Origin of the sequence: Vagococcus teuberi (assembly GCF_001870205.1) — a bacterium.
GTDB classification, from domain to species: Bacteria; Bacillota; Bacilli; order Lactobacillales; family Vagococcaceae; genus Vagococcus; species Vagococcus teuberi.
The window spans coordinates 664030-689787 of sequence record NZ_CP017267.1 but is presented as its reverse complement, the minus strand read 5'-3'; the positions used below and the strand labels follow the sequence as shown (position 1 = coordinate 689787).

At 32.4% G+C, this 25758-nt stretch carries 20 protein-coding genes and 1 CRISPR repeat array; of the genes, 7 read left to right on the top strand and 13 right to left on the bottom strand.

The features are described from left to right. Positions 1–22 precede the first annotated feature (22 nt). From BHY08_RS03305 to glsA, 5 genes are all read right to left on the bottom strand, one after another. Positions 23–733: an aspartate/glutamate racemase family protein gene (locus BHY08_RS03305; RefSeq protein ID WP_071456522.1), complete on the bottom strand. Its 711-nt coding sequence runs from the start codon at positions 731–733 to the stop codon at positions 23–25. Positions 734–744: 11 nt separating this feature from the next. Then, positions 745–1923, bottom strand: coding sequence for a carboxylate--amine ligase (locus tag BHY08_RS03300; protein ID WP_245730000.1), 1179 nt, complete (start codon positions 1921–1923; stop codon positions 745–747). Between the two features lie 83 nt (positions 1924–2006). Continuing rightward, complete coding sequence (asnB, locus tag BHY08_RS03295) at positions 2007–3848, bottom strand: asparagine synthase (glutamine-hydrolyzing) (protein ID WP_071456520.1); 1842 nt, start codon at positions 3846–3848, stop codon at positions 2007–2009. Positions 3849–4049: 201 nt separating this feature from the next. Then, positions 4050–5558 (bottom strand): helix-turn-helix domain-containing protein, encoded by a 1509-nt coding sequence (locus tag BHY08_RS03290; protein ID WP_071456519.1) that lies wholly within the window; start codon positions 5556–5558, stop codon positions 4050–4052. Positions 5559–5645: 87 nt separating this feature from the next. Beyond that, positions 5646–6572 carry a glutaminase A gene (gene glsA / locus BHY08_RS03285; RefSeq protein ID WP_071456518.1) on the bottom strand — a complete coding sequence of 309 codons (927 nt, stop codon included), beginning with the start codon at positions 6570–6572 and terminating at the stop codon, positions 5646–5648. Between the two features lie 223 nt (positions 6573–6795). On the opposite strand from glsA, the gene BHY08_RS03280 reads away from it, so the two are divergent. Continuing rightward, on the top strand, positions 6796–8256 hold the full coding sequence (locus BHY08_RS03280; RefSeq protein WP_071456517.1) for an MDR family MFS transporter: 1461 nt from the start codon (positions 6796–6798) through the stop codon (positions 8254–8256). Positions 8257–8289: 33 nt separating this feature from the next. Then, positions 8290–9447: direct repeats of the CRISPR family, unit length 36 nt; unit sequence GTTTTGGAAGCATTCAAAACAACATAGCTCTAAAAC. Between the two features lie 110 nt (positions 9448–9557). On the opposite strand, the gene csn2 is transcribed toward BHY08_RS03280, so the two are convergent. The 7 genes from csn2 to BHY08_RS03250 all read right to left on the bottom strand — a co-directional run bounded on the left by csn2 (position 9558) and on the right by BHY08_RS03250 (position 18017). After that, complete coding sequence (csn2, locus tag BHY08_RS03275; protein ID WP_276325587.1) at positions 9558–9977, bottom strand: type II-A CRISPR-associated protein Csn2; 420 nt, start codon at positions 9975–9977, stop codon at positions 9558–9560. A 12-nt stretch (positions 9978–9989) separates the two neighbouring features. Next, entirely contained in the window at positions 9990–10214 is a 225-nt protein-coding gene (locus tag BHY08_RS11150; protein WP_211267915.1) for a P-loop NTPase family protein, read from the bottom strand. Then, the gene (gene cas2 / locus BHY08_RS03270; RefSeq protein WP_071456516.1) at positions 10207–10542 is read right to left on the bottom strand and encodes a CRISPR-associated endonuclease Cas2; all 336 of its coding nucleotides are present in this window, start codon (positions 10540–10542) and stop codon (positions 10207–10209) included. Before cas2 ends, BHY08_RS11150 begins: the two co-directional genes overlap by 8 nt. Beyond that, on the bottom strand, positions 10539–11408 hold the full coding sequence (cas1, locus tag BHY08_RS03265; RefSeq protein ID WP_199566562.1) for a type II CRISPR-associated endonuclease Cas1: 870 nt from the start codon (positions 11406–11408) through the stop codon (positions 10539–10541). The genes cas2 and cas1 overlap by 4 nt, the downstream gene beginning before the upstream one ends. Next, complete coding sequence (gene cas9, locus BHY08_RS03260) at positions 11405–15412, bottom strand: type II CRISPR RNA-guided endonuclease Cas9 (protein ID WP_071456514.1); 4008 nt, start codon at positions 15410–15412, stop codon at positions 11405–11407. The genes cas1 and cas9 overlap by 4 nt, the downstream gene beginning before the upstream one ends. 265 nt (positions 15413–15677) lie before the next feature. Continuing rightward, a complete protein-coding gene (gene tkt, locus BHY08_RS03255) occupies positions 15678–17678 on the bottom strand; it encodes a transketolase (RefSeq protein ID WP_071456513.1) in 2001 nt (666 codons plus the stop codon). A 96-nt stretch (positions 17679–17774) separates the two neighbouring features. Then, positions 17775–18017, bottom strand: a complete 243-nt coding sequence (locus BHY08_RS03250; RefSeq protein WP_071456512.1) for a DUF896 family protein — start codon at positions 18015–18017, stop codon at positions 17775–17777. A gap of 145 nt (positions 18018–18162) precedes the next feature. Between BHY08_RS03250 and lexA the strand changes: the two genes are divergently transcribed. The 6 genes from lexA (at position 18163) to BHY08_RS03220 (ending at position 23777) form a co-directional block, all read left to right on the top strand. Then, complete coding sequence (gene lexA / locus BHY08_RS03245) at positions 18163–18783, top strand: transcriptional repressor LexA (RefSeq protein ID WP_071456511.1); 621 nt, start codon at positions 18163–18165, stop codon at positions 18781–18783. A gap of 108 nt (positions 18784–18891) precedes the next feature. Further along, entirely contained in the window at positions 18892–19080 is a 189-nt protein-coding gene (locus tag BHY08_RS03240; protein WP_071456510.1) for a hypothetical protein, read from the top strand. A 48-nt stretch (positions 19081–19128) separates the two neighbouring features. After that, a complete protein-coding gene (locus tag BHY08_RS03235; RefSeq protein WP_211267914.1) occupies positions 19129–20172 on the top strand; it encodes a M42 family metallopeptidase in 1044 nt (347 codons plus the stop codon). Positions 20173–20530: 358 nt separating this feature from the next. After that, positions 20531–21154, top strand: a complete 624-nt coding sequence (locus BHY08_RS03230; protein ID WP_071456508.1) for a 50S ribosomal protein L25/general stress protein Ctc — start codon at positions 20531–20533, stop codon at positions 21152–21154. Positions 21155–21306: 152 nt separating this feature from the next. Continuing rightward, complete coding sequence (locus tag BHY08_RS03225) at positions 21307–22479, top strand: hydroxymethylglutaryl-CoA synthase (protein WP_071456507.1); 1173 nt, start codon at positions 21307–21309, stop codon at positions 22477–22479. Positions 22480–22499: 20 nt separating this feature from the next. Beyond that, positions 22500–23777 carry a hydroxymethylglutaryl-CoA reductase, degradative gene (locus tag BHY08_RS03220; protein WP_071456506.1) on the top strand — a complete coding sequence of 426 codons (1278 nt, stop codon included), beginning with the start codon at positions 22500–22502 and terminating at the stop codon, positions 23775–23777. Between the two features lie 141 nt (positions 23778–23918). On the opposite strand, the gene BHY08_RS03215 is transcribed toward BHY08_RS03220, so the two are convergent. Further along, on the bottom strand, positions 23919–25700 hold the full coding sequence (locus BHY08_RS03215) for an oleate hydratase (protein WP_071456505.1): 1782 nt from the start codon (positions 25698–25700) through the stop codon (positions 23919–23921). Positions 25701–25758 lie beyond the last annotated feature (58 nt).

Genomic DNA, 25758 nt, shown 5'->3' with positions numbered 1-25758 from the left:
TCTTGATAAAGTCATCTTTCTCTTATCCCCTATTTTTTAATGCTAATTTTACCGTTTCTTCAGCTAATACATTTTGTGGATCTATGACATGCTCATTCATTTGGTTTTCAGCATCTTCCATCATAGATAATTCTGTACAACCTAACACAATCACGTCACAATTTAACGTGTTAAACATGTCATCAAGCACTTCATGATACAAATCATGGTCTAATTGATTTAAATGTTTTATTTTTTCAAAAATAAGTTTGCTCACCTTATCTTGAATGTCTTGTGTTGGATGAACAACCTCAAATCCAGCTGATTCAATAAATGGATCATAAATTTTATTTTTAATCGTTCCTTCTGTTCCGATGATACCCACACGTGCATTTTTTTCATAAGCATCACTCACACGATTAATCGCAAGTTTTGGCATATGAAGTAATGGCTTGTCCGTCGCTTGTTCCAACTCATCAAAAAAATAATGTGCTGTGTTACAAGTTAGGACGAAAAAATCAGGTGATAATTTATCATATGTTTCAATCACATCAAGTAAATATGGTAATGGATTCTCATTGTTTTCTTTATCTAATATATAAGAACTTCTATCGGGAATTGTTGCATAATTTACTAAAACATAATTTAAATAATCTTGGTCTTTTTTGGCAGGTGTTTTATCATTTACCATTTTGACATATAATTCTGTCGCTTTTGTTCCCATACCACCAATGACGGTAAAGAAATGTTTCATGTCATCCCACCTTACTTACCATATTTTTTAAAGGCTTTTCGATAATATCTAAACATGCGTTGAAGTAGCATATAACGTTTAATGCTACGGTCACCATCATAATAGAATGTGTAGCCATAGCGTTTATCAGCAATCATGTCTCGGGCAATATCTTTATAATGCGTTTCAGGCACGTATTTGTCAAAAATATCGATTGGGACATTTAGCCATAACTTACCTTGTTCTTCCGGAATATTCGCAAAAACAGGTTCGCTATCCTTTAAGTCATCATAGATATAATCTCTTACTACCCACTCAGCTAAATTCAAGCCGTTTAACGTGACAAAGAAACTACTTCTACCTTGTCTTAAATTAATTTCAAAGAATTTATATGTATTATCTTTGATGTCATATTTCAAGTCAAAGTTTGCAAATCCAGTGTATTCAATATCTTCTAAAAAGTCTTTTACTTGCTTGTAAATAGCTTCATTGTAATCAGGCATAATGGCTAAATAATTTCCGATACCAAGTGGTGTTGGGTCTTCAAGTAACGGATGACCTAAGCACATCATTTTTACTTGATGATTTTTATCAACATAACAATTTAACACACGCATCGGGCTTTCGTTGCCTTCAACAAATTCTTGTAAAATTAAGTTATCTTTATAACCTGCACCATATATACCATGGATGACACGGTTATATTCTGTCATATTGTCAATGATATAAACTTTTTCTTTAATTGGGTCAGTAAAATCGTTCCAAGACACACTGTTTGCTGGTTTTAACGCAATCGGAAAATCAAAAGGTTGTGTTGCCTCTGAATTTTCTACCATACGGCGAGTGATAATTTTTGTTTTAGGATACGGCAAATTGTATCTCTCACAAACCTCGTAAAAATCTTGTTTATTAACTAATTGTTTTTCCAACTCTTTGTTGATGTAGGGACAAACAAACGTTTCAGATAATTCTTCAAGATGTTTTGAGATAAGTTCAGTATACCAATCTCCCATCCCCATCAAAATGACTGGGACATCAGAATTTTTATATTCTTTTGCAACTTCTCTCATTGTTTCGATAAATGTTGGGTCTGTGTCAAAATTCGGCACTACTTCAATAGCCAGTATTTTTGTGTGTTTGGTTGGCGCAATCGATGCACTGGCGATTGTCCGGACAGGTTTATTGGTAATGTCATAAAATGAGCGGGCCATGCCATATAGATTCAAGTCTCCACCGAGTAATACGGGGATAAACTCTTTTTTCTGAGTCAATACAATCGGTTCCCTTCTTTTAATTAATTTTCAATAAAATAAACTTGATACCAAACAATAAACGTGTAAATAGTAAATATTTTTTGCATATTTGCTATTCCTTGTTTTTGTTCTTCCAATAAACGATTTAGGTAGTCCACATTAAAGAATTTTTCAGCTATATCAGAGTTAAATGCCTCTTTTAACATCTCTTGGTATTTATCTTCTTTTAACCAAGAAGCTAGAGGTGATGGGAATCCTAGTTTTTCACGATTGACAATACGATCTGGTAATTTTGCTTCTGAGGCTTCACGCCAAGCAATTTTTGTGACACCGTTTTTCATATCTACACGTGTATCTGTAGGCATTCTTTTCGCAATTTCAGCCACTTCTTTATCAACTAAAGGTGTTCTAACTTCTAAAGAATTTGCCATACTCATACGGTCTGCTTTATGTAAAATATCATAAGCTAACCACCCATGAATATCAAAATGTTGCATTTTAGTCACATCATCTTTACTTTTTGCTTCATCAAATAAATCTTTAACATAAAGAGATGAAGATTTATTGTAACGCGTATTTTTCAATAAATCATTTCTTTCAGCTTCGTTAAACACATAATTCACACGATAATAACGTTCGCTAATATCTTGAGCACCACGAATTAAGAATCGACGACCATGGAAATGTGGCAAACGTTTCGCTGTTTGAGCAAACAATTGACGCATATTACGTGTCGTAAATTTCTCATATTTTCTAAATGTTCCTGCTTCTAAGTAAGTATTATACCCACCAAAGAATTCATCTGCACCTTCACCTGATAAAGCAACTTTTACATGCTTACTTGTTTCTTTTGATAAGAAATACAATTGAATCGCAGAAGGATTAGATAAAGGCTCATCCATGTGATACATTGCTTTAGGAATAATTCCAAAGAAATCTTCATCATTAATCATGATAGCTGTATTTTTTTGGTCAATTTCTTTTGCAAATTCTTGTGCCCATTCTAATTCGCTGATGTTTTTATCTTCAAATCCTAATGAAAATGATTGGATATCTCTATCTTGTGATGCTTCATTTAAAATGTAGCTTGAATCAATCCCACTTGATAAGAAACTTCCCACTTCAACGTCAGCAATCATATGTTTTTTCACTGATTCATCAACTGTTTCAATGATGTCACGTTTTGCTTCATCCATTGTCATTTTTTTCTCTTCTTCAAATGTGAAGTGATAGTATTCATTCACTTCTAAATCGTTATCTTTAAATTTGAAATAATGACCTGGATTGACTTTATAAACATTTTTGAATAATGTTTCGTCACTTGGAATGTATTCAAAACTTAAATGAAGTGGTAATAACTCTTCATTTAATTCTTTAACGAATGATGGGTGATCTAAAAAGGCTTTAATTTCTGATCCCCACATAAAGGTGTCTTCATTTTTAAAGTAATAAAGTGGTTTGATACCAAAGTGATCACGAGCACCAAATACTTCACCCGTTTCAGAATCATAAATAACAAACGCGTACATCCCACGAATACGGTCTAATAATCCTTCTTGCCAAGCATCATAGCCATGAATCAATACCTCAGAATCCACTTCTGTTTTAAATTCATACCCTAATTCTTGTAACTCTTCTCTTAATTCTACATAATTATATATTTCACCATTAAACGTTAATACTTTTGTGTTTGTTTGGTTAGTCATAGGTTGTTGTCCATGATTTAAATCGATAATTGATAGGCGTCTAAATCCCATTGAGATAGCGTCATCTTGGTAAAATCCTTCATCATCTGGTCCTCTATGTACAATTCGATCCGCCATTTTTTTGATGACTGTTGGATCAATACCTGGTTGGTTCATATATCCGACAAATCCACACATGTTTTCGTCCTCCAATTTTATAAATAAAACTTCTAATCATAAGTAACGCATGATTCCTCAACTATCAAGTATACTGCAAATTACTTGTAAATTAAAGTATATAATAGATACTTCCAAATTAAAATAAAATAACCCTATAATTCTGTTAATATTTTATTAAGAATTTACCCAAAAAAACATACTTCAAGAAATAAAAATCCCCTAAAGTATGGTTGCCTCACTTTTTTCTTGGGCTAGATACTGTAACTTTTTACCAATATCTATTAAATCTCTTTCTTTTATAGGATAGTCAAATAACTGAACATGAGATGAATAGCGATTCATCTCTTCCAATGTATTGGGAATATTCGTTAACATCAAGTCAATTTTATGTGTGTCAGTCAATTTCTTGAATACAATATGATAATCATACTTATAACGATATAAAATCCGTTCTTCAATATCTTTAGCAATAAAATAAGGTAAGTCAGTATCCAAATAAATTACAATTTCTGGTTCATAATATGTTAAAGGTAAAACCGATGAAAATAATAAAATATACTTTTGTAGTAAAAAGTCTTCCATTAAAAATAAATCATTACCTGTTTGATCATACAACTGTCTTATGGTAGATAATACCTTATGTTTTAATACAGGGTATCTATCATTCACCTCACTCATAACGTAATAACCATCAACATCTACATGAACACGCTTAAATAAGCGACAAAACATATGAGCACAAAAACTCGTAATAAAAAAACGTTCCTTTAAATCTTTTGGTATCTGTACGAAAGTCTCTTGAAACACTCTCATGAATTCCATCGTTGCTTGATATACATCAGACTGTTTCATTTTATGATAGCCTAATATTTCTTGTTTAAAGACACTTGATTCATAGAATTTTGTTTTTATTTGAGCTACAACAGCATAAAAATAAATTTCAGATTCACAATAAATATGAAACTCCTGCATCACATTTTTTAAAAATGATAACTTTTCGATTAAAGTACTAATGTCAACATAATTCTTCCAAGATTCCTCCATCATCACAAAATGCTTTTTTCGTAAACGGATTAAGTTAGTTGATAACACATACGCCAATTGTTTACGCTGAATAACTGAAAATTGGAGATGATTCGTTTCGGAAAATAAATCTACTGTTTGATAAATAATGGTTTTATTAATTGTTTTAAATGGCCATTTAATTCCTTTATAAAGCGTCCACATCATAATATAAATAATTAATCGAATCTGTTTTTCATTTCCTACTATAGAATATGTTTGCCTTGATAAGCTTAAATCATATAATTCAAACATTAATTTAATTTTTTTTAAAGATGCCTTCACAGCATGGACGCTAGTGTAATTATCCAATGCATATCGTTCAATATTTATCCCATCTTCTACTATAAGATGTTTCAACAACTGGATGGTTTCATCTTTTTCAAAAATATAATTTTTTAAATCAATATAACCTGATTCACTATCTAAACAAATCCCCCGATATTTTTCATATTTAATACTAACTTTGACTTTAGATGTCTGATTAAATATATCCGTTATATCACGAATTTGCTGGATATACCTTTGTACCGTTCTTTCAACCATATTAATGTGAAGTCCTATTTCTTTAGTTGTGTACCATCGCTTGTTTTCCGAAATAAAAGATAATATTTCTAATAATTGTTGATTTGTCGGATTTAATAATCGAAACATTTGCTTTTCCATCATCTCACCACTTTATTGTATACTATTTTTTCATCATATCATGATTATATATTATTTTTGATACATTTTTGTAAATAATATGTCTATTTAATTAAATATGTTAAGAGATAGTTCCTCTACAACATCTTTTAATAACTTCATCCCTGCCAAACTATTACCTGATTTATCAAGAGGTGGACTAAATACACCAATGCCATATTTATTAGGAGCAACACCCATCAAGCCGCCACCAACACCACTTTTTCCCGGTATTCCAACATGAGCTGAAAATTCTCCCGACTCATCATACAAACCAGCAGTTGTCATAACAGACTTTACTAAAGTAGCTGATTCTTCAGATATTAGTCGTTTGTTGTCCCAAGGCTTTACCCCTTTATTTCCTAAAACACTCGCCATCATCGCAATATTTACTGTCGTTACATTTAAAGAACACTGTTTAAAATAAACCTCTAAAATACTATCTACATCACCTGATAACATGTGATTACCTTTTAAATAATAAGCAAGCGAGCGATTAATATCACCCGTTTTTGACTCCGACTCATAGATTTCCTCATTCAAACTAATACTTTCATCATGACAAATTTCTTTTACAAATGTCAACAAACGACTAAAACGTGTGTCAGGTGAATTGCCTTTAATCAAAGAGGTTGTTTCAATCGCCCCAATATTAACAAATGGATTTAGCGGATGTTTGTCGTGATTGATTTCCATATTAAGTGGTGAATTAAACGCAAAACCAGTTGCTTCCGTATTGATATGCTCTAATACAGTAGTTAAGCCATTATCTTCAATAGCTAATAAAAGTGCTGGGACTTTTGACATGCTTTCAATCGCAAATTTTACTAAAGCATCCCCAGCTGAAATAAGTTCTTTACTTTCTATATGATAAAGAGATATCCCTAGTTGATTAGGGTTTACACTGGCTAGTGCTGGAATATAACTAGCATTGGCCCCCATAGAACAATATACTTTATTCTTTGCAATCAATTCATCTAATGTTTCCACGTTCATCTTATTCATCTTCTTTCGTAGTTTCCTTTATTGTGACGAAAAGAAACGAAAAAAAAACGTTATTTTTACAAACCTTCTAGGTATTTTTCATAAATCATCTATAGCTTGGCTTAAATAAAAAAGATAGTCTATTAATTTTGATAATAAAACACTGATATTTTCATTTGTTTTTCAATAAATCAGCGTAATCTATATACTATATTTATTTTAAGGAGGACTCATTATGGAAAACCCCATCGTCAAAATAAAACATCGTAATTTACTCGTGGTGACGATTATTATCGGTAGCTTTTGTACTGTTTTAAATCAAATGCTCCTAACCACTGCTTATCCAGATTTAATGAGACAATTCTCAGTTTCAACTTCTACCATTCAATGGTTAACAACTGGTTTCCTACTAGTTAATGGTATTATGATTCCACTCAGTGCATATTTGATGAATAACATTCGTACTAAAATTTTATATATTGGCGCTATTTCTCTTTTTCTAGTCGGTACCATCATTTGTTTAATAGCAAATTCATTTGATATGCTTCTATTTGGACGAATTATTCAAGCTATGGGTGTTGGAATTTCACTTCCCTTACTACAAACCATTATGTTGAGCATCTATCCAGAAAACGAACGGGGAAAAGCACTTGGTATAGCAGGTATTGTTATCGGGCTCGCTCCTGCAATTGGGCCAACTTTATCCGGTTGGGTCATTGATACTTTTAACTGGCGATATCTTTTTGGGTTACTCATCCCGATTGTCGTATTAGTCATTATCTTGTCCTTTATTTTTATGCAAGACGTATTACCTCTACATCCATCAAAAATTGATATTCTCTCGCCCGTCTTATCAACTTTAGGATTTGGTAGTTTACTTTATGGTTTTTCATTAGTTGGCGATCACGGATGGACAGATCCATTAGTTCTAATTCTTCTATTAGCTGGAGCGGCACTTGTTGTTCTTTTTAGTCGAAGACAAAAGAACATCAAAAACCCTTTTTTAAGTATGGCAGTATTCAAATCAAAACTGTTTACCAACACCACCATATTAAGTGGGATTGTAAACATGGCTATGGTTGGAGCAGAAATGGTGTTACCTCTTTATATCCAAAATGTCCGTGGGTATGATCCCTTTCACTCTGGTTTAGTTTTACTTCCTGGTGCACTTATTTTAGGTATCATGATGCCCATTACTGGAAAGATGTTTGACAAATACGGCGCTAAACATTTAGCGATTATTGGCATGAGTTTACTAACATTTGGGACAGCTTGTTTATGTACTCTAAATGAAAAAACTCCCATGCACTTTATTACCATTATTTACGGTATTAGAATGCTCGGGGTTGGGATGGTCATGATGCCAGTTACTACTGCCGGTATGAACTCTCTTCCTGATAATCTAATCAGTCATGGTTCTGCGACAAATAACACAGCAAAACAACTATTCAGCTCAATTGGAACAGCGATTCTCATTAGTTTTCTCTCGCAAGCAACACTTAGAGATATGCCACACAAATCTCTTTTGTTAACTTCTCCACTCACTTATAAATCCGACGTGTTATCTGCCACTCTGCATGGATATAACATCGCCTTTATTGTAGCAACACTATTTTGCGCGATGGGCTTAACACAAGCAATTTTGATGGGTGTCAATAAATCATTCAACAAAACAAAAAAACCCCAACAATCATAAAAATTGTTGGGGGTATTTCAATTATGTATATAATTTTTGGAAGCATTCAAAACAACATAGCTCTAAAACCTTACCACAAATCCTTTAAATAGCGTCTCCGTTTTGGAAGCATTCAAAACAACATAGCTCTAAAACTATTCGCATGGAAAATGAATACCATAAACTGTTTTGGAAGCATTCAAAACAACATAACTCTAAAACAATGAAATTGATCATAAGCTTCATTGATTTGTTTTGGAAGCATTCAAAACAACATAGCTCTAAAACCCCCTACCGTTTTTATTACTGGCTAAATGGGTTTTGGAAGCATTCAAAACAACATAGCTCTAAAACGATAGTATGAGAAGTCATGCGAAAGTATATGTTTTGGAAGCATTCAAAACAACATAGCTCTAAAACTCGTGGATTGAATAGCGCAATCGCTAGAGCGTTTTGGAAGCATTCAAAACAACATAGCTCTAAAACGTTTATGTTCGTGTAATAACAAAATTCAGCGTTTTGGAAGCATTCAAAACAACATAGCTCTAAAACAAGGTAAAGTTATTACAGAACTAGATGGTGGTTTTGGAAGCATTCAAAACAACATAGCTCTAAAACTAAAAATTAACGTATTTTCGTGGATTTATAGTTTTGGAAGCATTCAAAACAACATAGCTCTAAAACACAGTACCAGCATACTCATTCCATCCAGATGTTTTGGAAGCATTCAAAACAACATAGCTCTAAAACACAAGAAATGGCAAAAAGAACAGTAATCAAGTTTTGGAAGCATTCAAAACAACATAGCTCTAAAACGCTCTAAGCTATTTTCCATTCTATCTAACAGTTTTGGAAGCATTCAAAACAACATAGCTCTAAAACTAAACTAATACAGTAATTGCACCCGAATAAGTTTTGGAAGCATTCAAAACAACATAGCTCTAAAACTTCGTTTAGCGTGACATTCCATTGTCGAATGTTTTGGAAGCATTCAAAACAACATAGCTCTAAAACAACAGCTCACTATAATCGCCATATAACCCAGTTTTGGAAGCATTCAAAACAACATAGCTCTAAAACGCTCTAAGCTATTTTCCATTCTATCTAACAGTTTTGGAAGCATTCAAAACAACATAGCTCTAAAACGTATCTAGTCGATTGTTTCGCTCCTTGAATGTTTTGGAAGCATTCAAAACAACATAGCTCTAAAACCTCGTAGAAAAAGATTTCGTAATCGCACTATAGAGACTCATAGCAGGTCTTTTGTTTTAAATGCTTCATTTTTAATTTTTCAAAGAGCTCTATTTGTATTTATTATACCATTAATTCTTATAAAAATAAAAATCCTCATCCAATATATAATTTGAGAAGCCTTTCATCTCATATCTTTCAATAAATAACACATCAACTTGATTTAAGCTAATAAATTCTAATAAAGACTTCATTTCATTGATTGATAAATACACACTAACATTTATAAAAACTAAACATTTTTTCTTATTTAAATATTTATAAACCTCAATAATCGTCAATATTTTTTGAAAAATAGATCCTTGCTCCACATCTATTTTTATGCCTAATGATTTAAATAGCTCTAGTATAGTTATCTCATCCATAATTAAATCTAGATTGTGGTCTACCAACTCATCTGAAATTATTGTTGTTATCTGATTTGTTAAAAACTCTATCTTTGTTTTCGTTTCAATATCGATATTTAATTGATTTTCTAAATCAGTATATATTAGCTTAATTATTTATGACGAATTAACATCAAATCTTAAAATATCTGTAATTAAAATCATGTCATTTGATTTCAAGTTATTATACTTAGAATCAAATAGTTTAATATCATTTGTTTCATCTATCCGATACAATTCTTGGACTACTTTAGTAAAATACGGTTGATTCTTGATAACAAAATATAATGGGCCATCAATCACAATAGGCGTATCTAATAAAGAAATATTCAATTTAATCATAATCATCACCTAAAAAAACAACTCTACTATCAGAATTACCGATACTCATATCTTTTTCTCCTGATAAATAAACCATACGTGCAAACTGTTTCTCTGTAATATTCAATACAGTTATAAGACCATCTTCAGGATTATTCTTTTGTAGTCTGGCTAGCATCGCTTTTGAAGATGTATCATTAAGTAATAGCTTGCTATAAACAGAAAATTGATGCATTAAGAATCCCTCATTAATCAAGAACTTTCTGAATTTACGATAAGCTTTTCTGTTTTCTGCTGTTTCTGTTGGCAAATCAAACATTACTAACATTCTCATATATCTATAACTCATATCCTGAAACTAGGAATACCTTCCATCTCTCCGTTTAATTTTTTTACCACTTTTTTGGTATAGTCACTTACAATATTAGTTAAATACATATTTTTATTATCATATTTATATGTATTACTAAATAATTCAAATAAATGTCGTTTTATTTGAATGAAATCTTTGCCTTGATGCTCATAGACTAGTTCATCAACAAGACAACGAAAAGGTTCCATCACATCACTTGCTAAATTATAGCTATTAAACTGATTACTATGCTTTAATCCCAATTGCGTAATACAACCATTTTTCACAATCTCTCTAGCAAATAAGCTCATAATTAAAGTATATCCATAATTCAGAGCACTGTTAATATCAGAATCATCACTCCTAGAAAAATCGGAACCAAACAATGTATTGAAATAAACTCTTGCAGCATGACCTTCACGGTTAGATGGATCAAGTGGTTGCAACTCATCATGTAAATATAAAAGGGAATCTGATTTTTCATGATAACTCTGATACTTTAAAAAAGTACTTTGGTTCAAAATTTTCTGCGAAATAATATCTGTCCATACTTCAATCTTAATTTCTTCTCCCCAATTAACTTGCTTAGATACTTGTAAACTACTATCATGTCTTCCATAGAAAGGAAGTAACTTACCAATTGGCAAACGATGGTCGTCACAAAATAGTATCAGAATATTTTCATCAACTAAACGCTTAACCAACATAGTAGTCAATGTAATATCTGTTGTTTCAAGTAATAGTATATCTATTTCAGATAGATGTATCATTTCACTTTGTTCGGGTGAGCGATATATTAAATGATTGTTTTTATAACTTATTTTTGAATGCGTGTTTATTACTATAACCCGCCAACCCATTATAATTTCTCCAAATCTATGCGAGTTTCATATAATCCGGTAATTGATTGGTAAATCAGTACACTTTCAAAAAGCTCTTTGATATCTGAAACTCTAGTATATCGGTATCTATTAATTTTCACTCCAAAATAATCAAAATCCATTGCTACCCCAAAACTAGTAAATTTCATTAAATTCAGACTGGATTTCGCTACGTCTAATATATTTACTTCCTTATTTTCACTATACTGTTTGTTAATTTTATTTAGGTTATTATCTGCTCCTATTAATTCTTTGGAGTAAGTATTTACTTCGTCCATCAATTTATCATAGTTTTGTCTATGCTCATTGATATATGTTAGGCTTTCTTTATTGCCATCGATTGCTTTTTGAGAATGATACAATAGTTCTACTAAAAAGCTAGGTAAAACAAATTGATTTCCTTTTTGTAACTCAGTTGCACTAGCTAACATCCGTCTCTTACCAGTCTTTGTTTCAAATAAACTGTATTTGGATAATTCTAGTAAAATCCTCGGATTCGTATACCCTGTTTTTTCTAAATAGCTTTCTTTATCTTTTTGATACTCTATTATTTTAATCAACGGAATACCTACTACTTCATTTGTTAAAATTTGTTTTTTACCTTTTTTATATCGAATAAATAAACTAAGTGCAATCATGGGTTCTTTATAGCCACCATATTTTTTTGTATCTAGATTATTTTTAATCGGTATCAGTTTATTAGAATTACTGTGCGGATGAATCGTTTCTTTATAAAAACGCCCTTTTTGTTGTTCCACTTTTTTTACTATGTTCATTTGTCTATATTCTAATACTTTTTTAACCATCGAAATATCTTTATGTGACCATATTATTTCGCCGTTCTCATCTACTGATGGGGTTTCAGCATCAAAAAAATTCATAATATTTGTATACATATTTAATTTATCAGTTGCTGATAATCGTTTTTTTAATCCTTGCTTAGAAAATTCACCGTAGACAAATTCCCCCCTTAAATTTGGATACTTTTTCAGTAGTGTTGTCCCAACTACAGCATTTAGATAGGCATCATGAGCATGATGATAATCATTTAAATCTCGTAATTTATATAACCTGAACTTACTTCGAAATTGACTAGTTAGTGACGATTTTAATGTCAATACATTCACTGTTCGTTTTATATTTCCTTTTTCATCTTTTTCAACATTAAACTTTTCATCTAATAAACGTGCAACGTGCTTTGTAATCTGTCTTGTTTCAACTAATTGCCGATGAATAAATCCGGCTTTGTCTGCTTCTGTTAACCCACCTCTTTCAACTTTTGTTAGATTATCAAATTTTCTTTTCGACATAGCTCCACTTTTTAATAATTTTTCCCAATAAGGCTTATTTCTCTTAACAACCTCTTTACTAGGAACTTTATCTTTTTTTCCACGATTTTCTTTTGACGATACCAACACTAAGTTATCCAATGAATTATCGGTAATAAAACTTTGTGGAATAATATGATCAAGATCATAAGAAGATAATTTAGTAATATCCAAAGTTTGTCCCGTATATAAATCAATTCCATTTTGTAAGTAGTACAATAATAATCGATTACTTTTTAGTTCTTCATTTGACGGTAGTTTATTTTTCAATAAATCACTTTCAAGTTCCTTTAAACTTTTTTCTATCTGAGATTGTCGTGTATTACTTCTGTTAGTTCGTTGATTTTCTCGTGCCATCTCAACCACAATGTTACTTGGGTGTGCACCCATAATATCAACAATTTCATCGACTATTTTTAAACTCTGTAATATCCCTTTTTTTAACGCTGGACTCCCTGGTAAACTATTAACTAAATCTTCTTGTGATTTAAACTCTTTCTCACGTTGTTCTTCTGCAATAATATCGTTAAATGACAATAATGGGTCATTAATTAATTGCATAAAGTTCCTATTATTATTGGTTGGAAAACCATCATCATTTATTAAAAAATCAAGAATTGTCTTTTGACTTTCTTTGTCTTTTATACCTACTAATAATTTTTTTGATAACCTTCCCCAACCTGTATAATGACGTTTCTCTAATTTTTTTAACGTTTTATCAGATAATATTCCTTTGTACTGTGTTAATTGTTCCCGTATCATTTTTCTATCTTCAAAGAGGGTTAATATTTTAATGATATCTTCAATTATCTCTTCATTAGATGATTCATCTAAAAATTCCTTTGGTACACCTTGCTTAATCAAATCATGGTATGTGCTATAAACAGCATTAAAAGATTCTTCTATCCCTTCAACTGTTGTAACAGTAATTAAGTACTGATTTTCTAAGTAATTAATTAAATCTTTCTTAGTTACTTTTCTCTTTGATTTAAATAACTCTTCAAATATAGATATTTTTTCATCACTTGAAGAATTTAAAATTTTGCCTCTATCATCTTTATACTTAACTTTTGTCAATTCGTTAAAAATAATATATTTTTGATAAATTAGACTATTCTTTGGTAGCACTTTTTCATTTGGTAAATACAAATCGTAATTAGTCATTTTCTCAATAAACTTTGTGGCTGATTGAGATAAATCTACCTTTTTTTCCAAGTTCCAAGGAGTAATACTCCCTTTTTCTTTTCGAACAACCCATGAAAATCTACTGTTTCCATAAGCTAATGGGCCAACATAGTAAGGTATTCTAAACGTTAAAATCTGTTCAATCTTTTCTATATTTTCTTTTAAAAATGGGTAATGTTCACTTTGATTATTTAAAATTGCACTTAATTCTTCTAAATGAATTTGATATGGAATAACTCCATTATCATATGTCCTTTGTTTCCTTAAAAAGTCCTCATTTTCTATGCTATTTAAAAAAGATTCAGCATCAGATGTTTTAGAAAGTAACTTTTTCATATATTTATAAAAATCTTCTTCTCCTACTCCACCATCAATATAACCAGCATATCCATGTTTACTAGAATCTTTAAATACCTCATAATACCTATCAGGTAAATAAGATTTAATATAGTTTTTTAATTCTGCTAATTCCTTATGATGTTTCTTATATCTACTAATCATGCTAGATGATAATTTTGCATGACTTGATTCGTCAGTATTAGATAAAATATTAGACAATTCTATCGCGTCATAAACTGCCTTTGCAGATTCAAACAAATCTGCATAATCATCACCAATCAACCCCAAGAGTATTTCAATATCTTGCTCATATTCTTCAGATGAATACTGTAGTTTTATTTCTTCCTCTAAATTGAATATTTTAGTAAAGTTTCCTTGGTTTCCAACAATCATTTTTACTAATTGTCCAAATAATGAATTAGATTTTTCTTTGGGAAAGTTATTTAATATACTCTCAGATTTCTTACTTCTTGACCCTTGTTCATTGATAATTTGATTTATTCTAATTTCACTATTTAAAGTTTGATAGTTTTCTTCGTCAATAAAGTCACTTTGATTATATACATTAATAAATTTTTCAAAACTATCATTAATAGAAACATTATTTGTCGAAAAGTTTCCTTCTATCAAAAAGTGTCCTCTATATTTTATAATATGAGAACAAGCTAAATAAACTAATCGTAAATCTGCTTTTTCAGATGAATCTGCTAATTTTTTACGTAAATGGTAAATAGTAGGATAGATTTCATGGTACTCCTTATCTAACTTTTCCGTACCAAAAATTGGATAATGTTGGTATTTTTTATCTTCTAATCTTAAAAATGTTTCTCCTAACCTATCAAAAAAGTGTTTATCAATTTCAGACATAGGGACAGAAAAGATTTCTTGCAAGTAGTTTATTCTATTTCTTCTTCGAATGTATCTTCGGCGAGTTACTCTTTTTATACGTGTATCCTCTGCTGTATGTCCTTCTTCAAATAAACGAACTCCCCAGAAATTCTTCTTAATATATTTCTTAGTAGTATTGCCTTTTATTAACATTTTCTTTTTTATTAAGTCATTATTACTACCAATCACACTCCACCCCACACTACTTGTTCCTATATCTAATCCAATAGAATACTCCTTCACCATTTAATCTCCTCCGATTTTCCATTTGCTTTTTTATCAAAAAGACCCTATAATAAACTTGTTGGTAGCATTCAACACAACATAGCAAGTTAAAATAAGGCTTAGTCCGTAATCAACTTCTGTGGCGCTGTTTCGGCGCTTTTTTTATTTTATCTAGTAATCTAATTATACATCACTCTGTATAACTAATATACCTTTCTTTAACAAAACTGTTTTTTAAAACAAAAGAACCCCAACAATCATAAAAATTGTCGGGGTTTTATTTATATTATAATGAGTTAAATGTCTTCACTACATTTTCTACTGTAAAACCATATTCTTCAATCACTCTATTACCTGGTGCACTTGCTCCAAATTTATCGATACCAATTGATTTACCTGATAAGCCAACATAACGGCCCCATCCAAATGTTGTTCCCATCTCGATTGACACGCGTTTACTTACAGATGATGGTAACACACTTTCTTTATAAGCTACATCTTGTGCGTCAAATAAAGTAGTTGATGGCATTGAAACGACTGACACATCCACGCCTTCTTTTTCATATAGTTCTGCTTGTGCATCCATCGCTAATTTCACTTCTGATCCAGTCGCGATTAAAATACCATCTGGTGTGTCACGTCTTGATGGTGACAATACGTATGCACCACGTGCCACGCCTTCATATGCTTTTTCTTTTGTGCCTTCAAGAACTGGTAAGTTTTGTCTTGATAAAGCTAAAACAGTTGGTGTTTCTGTTGATGTTGCAGCCAATTTCCATGCTGCTGATACTTCATTCCCATCAGCCGGACGAATTAAATTCACATTTGGCATACCACGTAAACTTGATAATTGTTCGATTGGCTCATGCGTTGGTCCATCTTCACCAACTGCAATTGAATCATGTGTTAACACAAATGTTACTGGTGCTTTTTGAATCGATGATAAACGTAATGCTGGACGTAAGTAATCAACGAATACAAAGAATGTTCCACCATACACGCGTGTTCCACCATGCAATGCAATACCATTCATCGCTGCCGCCATTCCAAATTCACGAACACCAAACCAAATATTACGGCCTTCGTATTGTCCAGGTTCAAAATCTTTCTCAGCTGCTACCATGGTATTATTCGATGATGATAAATCTGCAGATCCTCCCCAGAATGATGGGATTTCTTTAGATAATACTTGAATGGCTTCTTTACTTGTCACACGACTTGCTGCACTTTCACCAAGTTCGTATGTAGGTAAAACAGATTCCAAATCAACTGTCACGTCACCTTTGAATGCTTCTTCAAATTGTTTCGCTAGTTCTGGATAAGCAGCTTTGTAATCAGCAAATAGTTTTTGCCACTCTGCTTCTGCTTTTCCACCTTTTTCTACCATATCAGCGTGGAAACGTGTTGCCACTTCTTCTGGTACAGTAAATGCTGGGTAATCCCAACCGTAAGATTTTTTAGCAAACGCCACACCTTCAGCTCCAAGTGGCGCACCATGCACTTTGTTTGTTCCTTCATTTTCAGCACCAAAACCAATCACAGTTTTGACTTCAATCATGGTTGGTTTCGTTGTCTCTTTTTGCGCTGCTTCAATAGCATTTGCGATTTCTTCTAAATCATTGCCATCTTTTACTAAAATATGTTGCCATCCTGATGACTCAACACGACCCCTTACATCTTCAGTAAATGATTTATCTAAAGGTCCATCTAAAGAAATATCATTTGAATCATATAAGACGATTAATTTACCAAGTTTCAAATGACCAGCTAAACTGATTGCTTCTTGAGAAATACCTTCCATTAAATCGCCATCACCACATAAAGCATACGTGTAATGGTCAACAATATTAAATTTATCTTTGTTATATGTTGCAGCGAGGTGCGCTTCTGCCATCGCAAACCCAACACTCATTGCAATCCCTTGACCTAATGGACCAGTTGTTGCTTCAACACCATCAGTATGATGTACCTCTGGATGTCCTGGTGTTAAACTATCCCATTGACGGAATTTTTTTAATTCCTCCATTGGTAATTTATACCCTGACAAATGAAGTAAACTATAAAGCATTGCTGAACCATGTCCTGCAGATAAAACAAAACGGTCACGGTCTGCCCATTGTCTTGATGTCTTAGGATTTACCTTTAAGAATTTTGTCCAAAGAGTGTAAGCCATTGGTGCAGCTCCCATTGGTAATCCTGGATGTCCTGAATTTGCTTGTTGAATCATGTCTAGACTAAGTGTACGAATTGTGTTAACACCTAGTTGATCAGTTTGATCAAATAACATATAACGCCCTCCTATTTAGGTTTTATTTACCTTTATTACATTCTACATCGGATATTTTATTTTTACAAGCGTTTTTACATAAATAAAAACATAAGGTTATCTATCATGTAACCCTTTTTCTTTTTGAATTTGTTTTAATTTTTCAGGCGTAACATCTGTTCCTTCTTCATCAACGACTTTCATTCCTTCAATATGATTTCTCATACCTTTTCTAAAACTATTTAAATACTCTTCTCGAAGTAATTGTTGCTCTTTTTTTTCAACGTCAGTTAATCCTTCCGTTGTTTTTGATTTGTTTGCTAATTCGTTTATTCTTGCTAATTTTTTTTCGCTTAACATGAGTGTAAACCTCCTTAAAGTTCTAATTAAATAGTATCTTAAAAGGAATAAAAAAACAATTAATTGCAATAAAAAAGTACGAACATGCGTTTGATTTTAATGAAAATTTATGTTACACTCAAAAAAAAGGAAATGAGGTATCATTATGTCAACTAAACGTTCCTCTAGACAATTAGACGTTTTAAAATACATACACGAACAAGTTGAAGAAAAAGGGTATCCTCCAACTGTTAGAGAAATCGGAACAGCTGTCAACCTTTCATCAACGTCAACCGTTCATGGACATCTTTCTCGTTTAGAAAAAAAAGGCTTAATTAGTCGTGACCCTACTAAACCAAGAGCTATTGAATTAACAAGCGAAGGATTAAAAATGATTGGTATCAACTCACCTTTCATTCCAATGTTAGGTGTAGTAACTGCTGGTGAACCAATTTTAGCTGTTGAAGAAGCATCAGACTTTTTCCCACTACCACCTGACTTAAAATATGAAGAAAACAGTTTATTCATGCTTACGATTCGTGGTGATAGTATGATAAACGCTGGCATATTCGATGGTGATCATGTTATTGTCAGAAAACAATCGTCAGCTATTAACGGTGAAATCGTCATTGCCATGACAGATGAAAACGAAGCAACATGTAAGAGGTTTTTTAAAGAAAAAAATCATATTCGTTTGCAACCAGAAAATGACATAATGGAACCTATCATATTAAGCAATGTCTCAATTTTAGGCAAAGTTGTCGGCCTTTATAGAAACCATATTTAATAAAGCATGATGTTATGCTTTATTTTTTTCTTTACAAAGAGAACATATGTTTGTATAATATTTTCATAAACAAGAACGCACGTTCGTAAAAATTTAAGGAGTGTTTATATGTTTGCTATTAGACGATATGCTTTAATCTTAATTGTTTTAATTATTGGGATTATTTTAGGTACTTTAGGACTAGATGTGGCTCTGATTATTTTGACCCCTCTTGTATTACTCTGGTTAATGCTTTGGGATGAGAAAAGTTATAAACGTTCACAACAAAAAAATCACCATCTATCTTATAAAAAATAGTCATTGCTTTTTATACACGATTCATCTAACCTTAACTTAAAAGAAAGGATGATACGTTTGTCAAAAGAAACAATTGAACTAACCCGTGAATTAACCAATATACCTTCTCCAACTGGAGATACATCAACCATTATTGATTTTATTTATAATGAAATGACATCTCATGGTTATGAACCAACTATTAATAATAAAGGCAGCCTAATTATCACTGTTCCAGGTAAAACTTTAGATAAAGAAAGATTTATTACGGCTCACATTGATACATTAGGTGCAATGGTTCGTGCCATAAAACCAGATGGTCGATTGAAACTTGATTTAATTGGTGGATTTAACTTTAATGCCATTGAGGGTGAATATTGTACGATTCACACGCAAGACAATAAAACTTACACCGGAACCATCTTAATGCATCAAACGAGTGTCCACGTTTATAAAGATTCAGGAACAGCAAAACGCGACAAACAAAACATGGAAGTAAGAATTGATGAAAAAGTTTCTTCTAAAGAAGATACAGAAAATTTAGGTATTCAGGTAGGTGACTTTATTAGTTTCGATCCACGAACAGTGGTCACACCTTCTGGATACATAAAATCTAGACATTTGGACGATAAAGTTAGTGCGGCTATTCTAATGAATTTTTTAATTAATCTAAAAGAAACTAATCAAACGCTGCCATACACAACTCACTTTTTCTTCTCAAACAATGAAGAAATTGGTTATGGTGGTAACTCCAATATTTCTCCAAATGTTGTTGAATATGTCGCTGTTGATATGGGAGCTATGGGTGACGATCAACAAACAGACGAATACACTGTATCCATCTGTGTAAAAGATGCTAGTGGACCTTATCATCTTGGTTTAAGAAATCATTTTGTTTCTATTTGTAAAGAAAAAAGTATTCCTTATCAACTTGATATCTATCCATATTATGGAAGTGATGCCTCTGCAGCTATGAGGGCTGGAGCAGATGTAAAGCATGGATTAATTGGAGCAGGCATTGAATCTAGTCATGCTTATGAAAGAACACATAAGGAATCAATCCAATCTACTGAACACCTAGTATCAGAATACTTATTTAGTTCTTTGTCATAATAAAAAAACAAACTCTATGATGTTGTTTTTTATATAAAACTATTTCACTTGACCTTTTCTTGTTTTCGTCGTATGGTTAGTCCATAAGCTTATATTATAGTGTGGTTTTTTAGCCATGATGAGCAGGCAATATATGGGTTGCTTAAGTCCTTAGTCTCCATATTTAACTTAGTAATTAGTATTTAATTGTTAAGATTGCCTCAAAAGGTATAATATAGTCTTATCGTTCGTTATTGATATGTTTAACACGCTTATCAATATCACTAGATTAATCGACTAGCTCATCACAACGATTACGTCTACATGAACTAAATAACGAACTAATTAAGATGTTATATTCTAAAGGAGGAAATTATTTATGTCAGTAGTGTTAAAAGTAGAAGAAAGAGCGACTAGACCAAGATCTATCCGCAGAAAATTAAGAGAAGAAGGTCGTGTACCAGCTGCTGTAAACGGCAATGGTATCCAAAACTTATCTATCTCTGTAAATGCTCGTCAATTGGAAAAAGATATCCGAGAAAACGGTATGAACGCGGTATACGTACTAGATTTAGACGGTAAAAAAATTAGTACATTATTACATACTTATGAATTAGATACATTTACTAAATCTTGGGTTCATGTTGAATTCTTAGCTGTAGACATGTCTCAAGAAACTGAAGTTGAAGCAGAATTGGTACTTGTTGGCACTCCTAAGGGGGTTAAAGCTGGTGGTGTTCTTGAACAAAACTTATACACTGTAGTTGTTTCTGCAACTCCTGATAAATTACCAGAACGTGTTGAAGTTGATATTACTAACTTAGAAATTGGTGATTCTTTAGTAATTGCTGATATTCCAAAACACGAAGAATTCTCTATCGTAACAGATGCTGAAGAACAAATCTGTTCTGTATCTGAAATGTCAGCTGCTGTTGAAGAAGATGCTGAAACAGCTGAAGCTGCTGAACCAGAATTAGTTAACGCTAAAACTGAAGAAGACTAATTTTATCATAATGCAAACTGGACTTTTATAAGTCCAGTTTTTTTATACCTTAAGAGATTCCTAAAATTGACAAATATCTCCTACTCTTTTGTTCTTTGTATGATAAAATACTTAGTGAATTACTCTTATTTAAAAGAAAGTAGGTTAATTGTATGGTTGGTATAGATAAAATAAATTTTTACACTCCAAATACGTATATCGATTTAGAAGAATTGGCGAAACATCGAGGCGTTGATCCTGCAAAATTTACAATAGGTATTGGTCAATCTAAAATGTCAGTCCCACCTATTAGTCAGGATACTGTCAGTATGGCAGCTAATGCAGCCTACCCTCTACTTACGGAAAATGATTTAAATAACATAGATTTAATTGTCGTAGGTACAGAAACAGGTGTTGATGAGTCTAAGTCTGTTGCCTCATTTATTCATGATTTGTTGGACATCCATCCTTTCGCTAAATCCGTTGACTTGAAACAAGCATGTTTTGGTGCAACTGCTGGACTTATGATGGCTGTTGATTTTGTAAGATTACATCCTGATAAAAAAGCCCTAGTTATTGGGTCTGATATTTCAAGATACGGTCTTAATAGTTCTGGAGAAGTAACACAAGGTGCTGGATCAGTTGCCATGATAGTGAGTTCTAATCCAAAAATTATTGAAATCGAAGAAACTTCTGTATCAATGACAAAAAGTATTTTTGATTTTTGGCGTCCAAACTATTCTAAAACTGCCATTGTAGATGGAAAATTCTCAAATGAAGCGTATATTTCTTTTTTCAGTGAGTTATGGGTAGAATATTCTAAACGGACTAATCTATCACTAGAAGATTTTTCTGCTTTTTGTTTCCATTTACCTTATACCAAAATGGGGAAAAAAGCTTTACTACCAATTTTGGAGAAAGAGGCACCAAAAAACAAAGACTTATTACTAGAAAACTACCAATATAGTACAAACTACTCTCGTGATATCGGAAATATTTACACTGGTTCATTGTATTTAAGTTTTATGTCCTTGATTGAACATGCGTCATCTTCTCTTACCGCAACTGATCGCATTGGTTTCTTTAGTTACGGTAGTGGTGCTGTAGCAGAAATATTTACCGGAAAATTAGTTGATGGTTTTAAAGATTCTTTATTATCAGCTGAACATGAAAAACTATTAACCAATAGAATAGATTTATCTATCGAAGACTATACGACGATGTTTACCAAAGAATTAAGCATCGATTCAGATGGTAATCATTTGTTTAATCAAGATAAAACAGACAATAGCATCTTTTTCTTTAAAGGTACTGAAAATCATCAACGTCTGTACGGTAAAAACTAAATTTCAAGGAGAGTATTTTAGTGACGAATTTATTTAATAAGTTTTATAAGAAAACACGAGATGAAAGACTCTCTATCTTACTTAGTGAGCATTATCTAGACGACAAAGACTATTGCTTGTTTAAAAACAATTCACCTTTAGATAATGACGTGGCTAATTCTCTGATTGAAAATCAATTAACTCAATTTCCACTTCCTTTAGGTGTTGCACTGAATTTTCTGATTGATGGTGAAGAAAAAATCATTCCAATGGTTGTTGAAGAGCCTTCTGTTATAGCTGCTTGTAGCAATGCTGCTAAATTAGCTAGACCCAATGGTTTTAAAACATCTATCGAAACTTATTTGAAACGCGGGCAAATTATCTTAACAGGCGTAACGAATCCAAATGACGCTAAAAAGCTAATTTTGTCACAGGTTGATAAAATTAAAGAAGTCGCAGATAACGCTCACCCATCAATCGTAAAACGTGGTGGCGGGTTAAAAGAGATTACTTGCGACATTTTTGAATCGGAAAACGGTGATGATACATTTTTAACTGTGTATTTATTAGTAGATGTCCAAAAAGCTATGGGAGCGAATATTATTAATACGATTCTTGAAGGGGTCACCCCACTTATTGTTGATTTAGTCGGTGGTGAAGCACTGATGTCTATTTTGAGTAACTATAACACCGAATCCCTTGTCACTTCGACTTGCTCGATTCCTTTTGATAAACTTGGAAATCAATCAACTAGTGGGAAAAACATTGCTCAAAGAATTGAAAAAGCCACTCAATATGCCAACCTCGATACATATCGTGCTGTCACTCATAATAAAGGCATCATGAATGGTATTGATTCTGTTGTTATTGCAACAGGAAACGATCCGCGAGCTGTCTCGGCTGCTGCTCATGCATATGCTAGCAAGAACGGTACGTATCAAAGTATGACAGAATGGCACGTGCAAGATGAGTACTTAGTTGGGAAACTGACTTTACCGATGTCAATTGGTAGCGTGGGAGGAGCTATTTCGGTTCTTCCTATGGCACAAGCAAATTTAAATATGATGTCTATATCAACGTCTGAAGAACTTGCTAGAATAATTGTTTCAGTAGGTCTTGCTCAAAACCTTGCCGCACTAAAAGCACTGGTTAGTGATGGTATTCAAAAAGGGCATATGAAATTACATGCAAGCTCTTTAGCTATACAAGTTGGCGCCACTGGGGATGAAATAGAACAAGTCACAGAAAAACTAAGACAGTCTCCCCATATGAATACCCAAACAGCCACAGATATTTTAAACCAATTAAGACAAAAATAAAAAGAGGCTGACCCAAAAGTCACTTTTTAAATAAAAATCACTAAACTAATAAAATAGAAATCCCATGAAATCAAGATTTTAATAAACTTATTTCATGGGATTTTTTCTATTTTTAGACTTTTGGGTCAGCCTCTTTTTCAATTATAATAAATGATTATCTTTTAATAACTCTTCAACAAATGTGCCTTGAATTTTTTTCAGTTCATGTTTTTCAACCTTACTCATTAACCAAGGTACTTTTATTTCAGGGAGAGTTTTCTTATCTGTTAAATAATAAGTTGCACGAAGTAATGTTCGAATATCAAATGCTGATGCGAATACTTCAGGTACGCCTCTATCAACGTCCATTAATTCATACACAGCTTCCATCGCTGTTCTAACAGAATACTCTGTTGTAAACACTGTGTCTCGTTTCGTTTCAGCAAAATTTCCAATGAATGCTAGATTTTTAGAACCATTTGGGACAACTAATGGTCTATCACCATTTGCTCTTGGCATAAAGTAAGACGTAATAAATGGCATATAAGTTGGGATAACATTAACAGAATTTTTAGCTAAATCATCAATCTTATCAACGGGTACCCCAATATGATACAACCATTCTTTCGCTATTTCTTCACCAGTACATGAGGTAATTGGTTTCTTCACATAATTTCCATCTTTGTTTGAACACAATGCGTAAAACCAGATAACTAATTCATCTTTAGGTTGTTTTTTAAAGTGCGGTTGACGATTAATAGTGTAACTTTGACGCCAATTTGAATCTTCAGAATAGACAATCCCACCTGTCACAACACGACCAGAATAAGGATCTCTTTTACTGATATTTTCAAGATATGGTGCTATTTTTTTATCTAATGTTGTAATTGTAGCTGATATAACCCAGCTTTCACTTGGTAAGTTTTCACAGAATTTTTCTGGGTGACCAAATTCATCACATTGTTCAGCTAATTTTTTCCATAGATTCCAACTACCACCAAGATCTTCTGTACTTGGAATTGGCGCTGGTGTTGTTTGTGTACCATAAGTTGAACTTTCAGTGATTGAACCATTTGTTACAAACACTAAATCGTCTTCTTTTAACTCGATTGTTTGTTCTTTACCGTCTACTATTAATTCTAATTTTTCAGCTATTTTTTGATTGTTAGAACAATTCACGATGATATTATCAACTTTTGTATTGTATTGGACTGTCACACCTTGCTCAGTTAAATAGTCAACTAATGGCATCACCAGAGATTCATACTGATTGTATTTTGTGAATTTCAATGCACTAAAATCTGCTAATCCATCAATATGATGAACAAAACGCATTAAGTAGCGACGCATTTCCATTGCTGAGTGCCAGTTTTCAAAGGCAAACATTGTACACCAATATTTCCAAAAATTAGAGTCAAAAAATTCTTGTGAAAAGACTTCATCAATCCTCTTATCTTGTAAGTCATCCTCTTTAGTTAAACACAATGAGATAATTTCTTTTAATCCTTTTTCAGTCAATGTAAATTTTCCATCAGTATCTGATTGAATACCTTGGCTATGAATCAAGCGACATTCTGATGAGTTTGGGTCTTCTTTATTTAACCAATAAAATTCATCTAATACTGAGGCATTTTCTACCTCTAATGATGGAATTGAACGATATAAATCCCATAAGCATTCAAAGTGATTTTCCATCTCACGTCCACCACGTATAACAAAACCATAATGATCTTTATCAATCCCATCAAGAGACCCACCTGGAAGTGGTAATTCTTCTAAAATCGTAATTTTGTTACCCGGTAATTGAGCATCTCTGATTAAAAAAGCTGCTGCAGATAATGAAGCTAATCCTGATCCTACTAAATAGACAGCTGAAATTTTATCTGTTCTTTCTGGTTTCTTTGGTCGAGCAAATGCTTCATAATTTCCATTACTTGTATACATTATCATAACCTCCAGTATTTGTTTCTACCCTTACTAAAGACTATTTTAACGCACATAA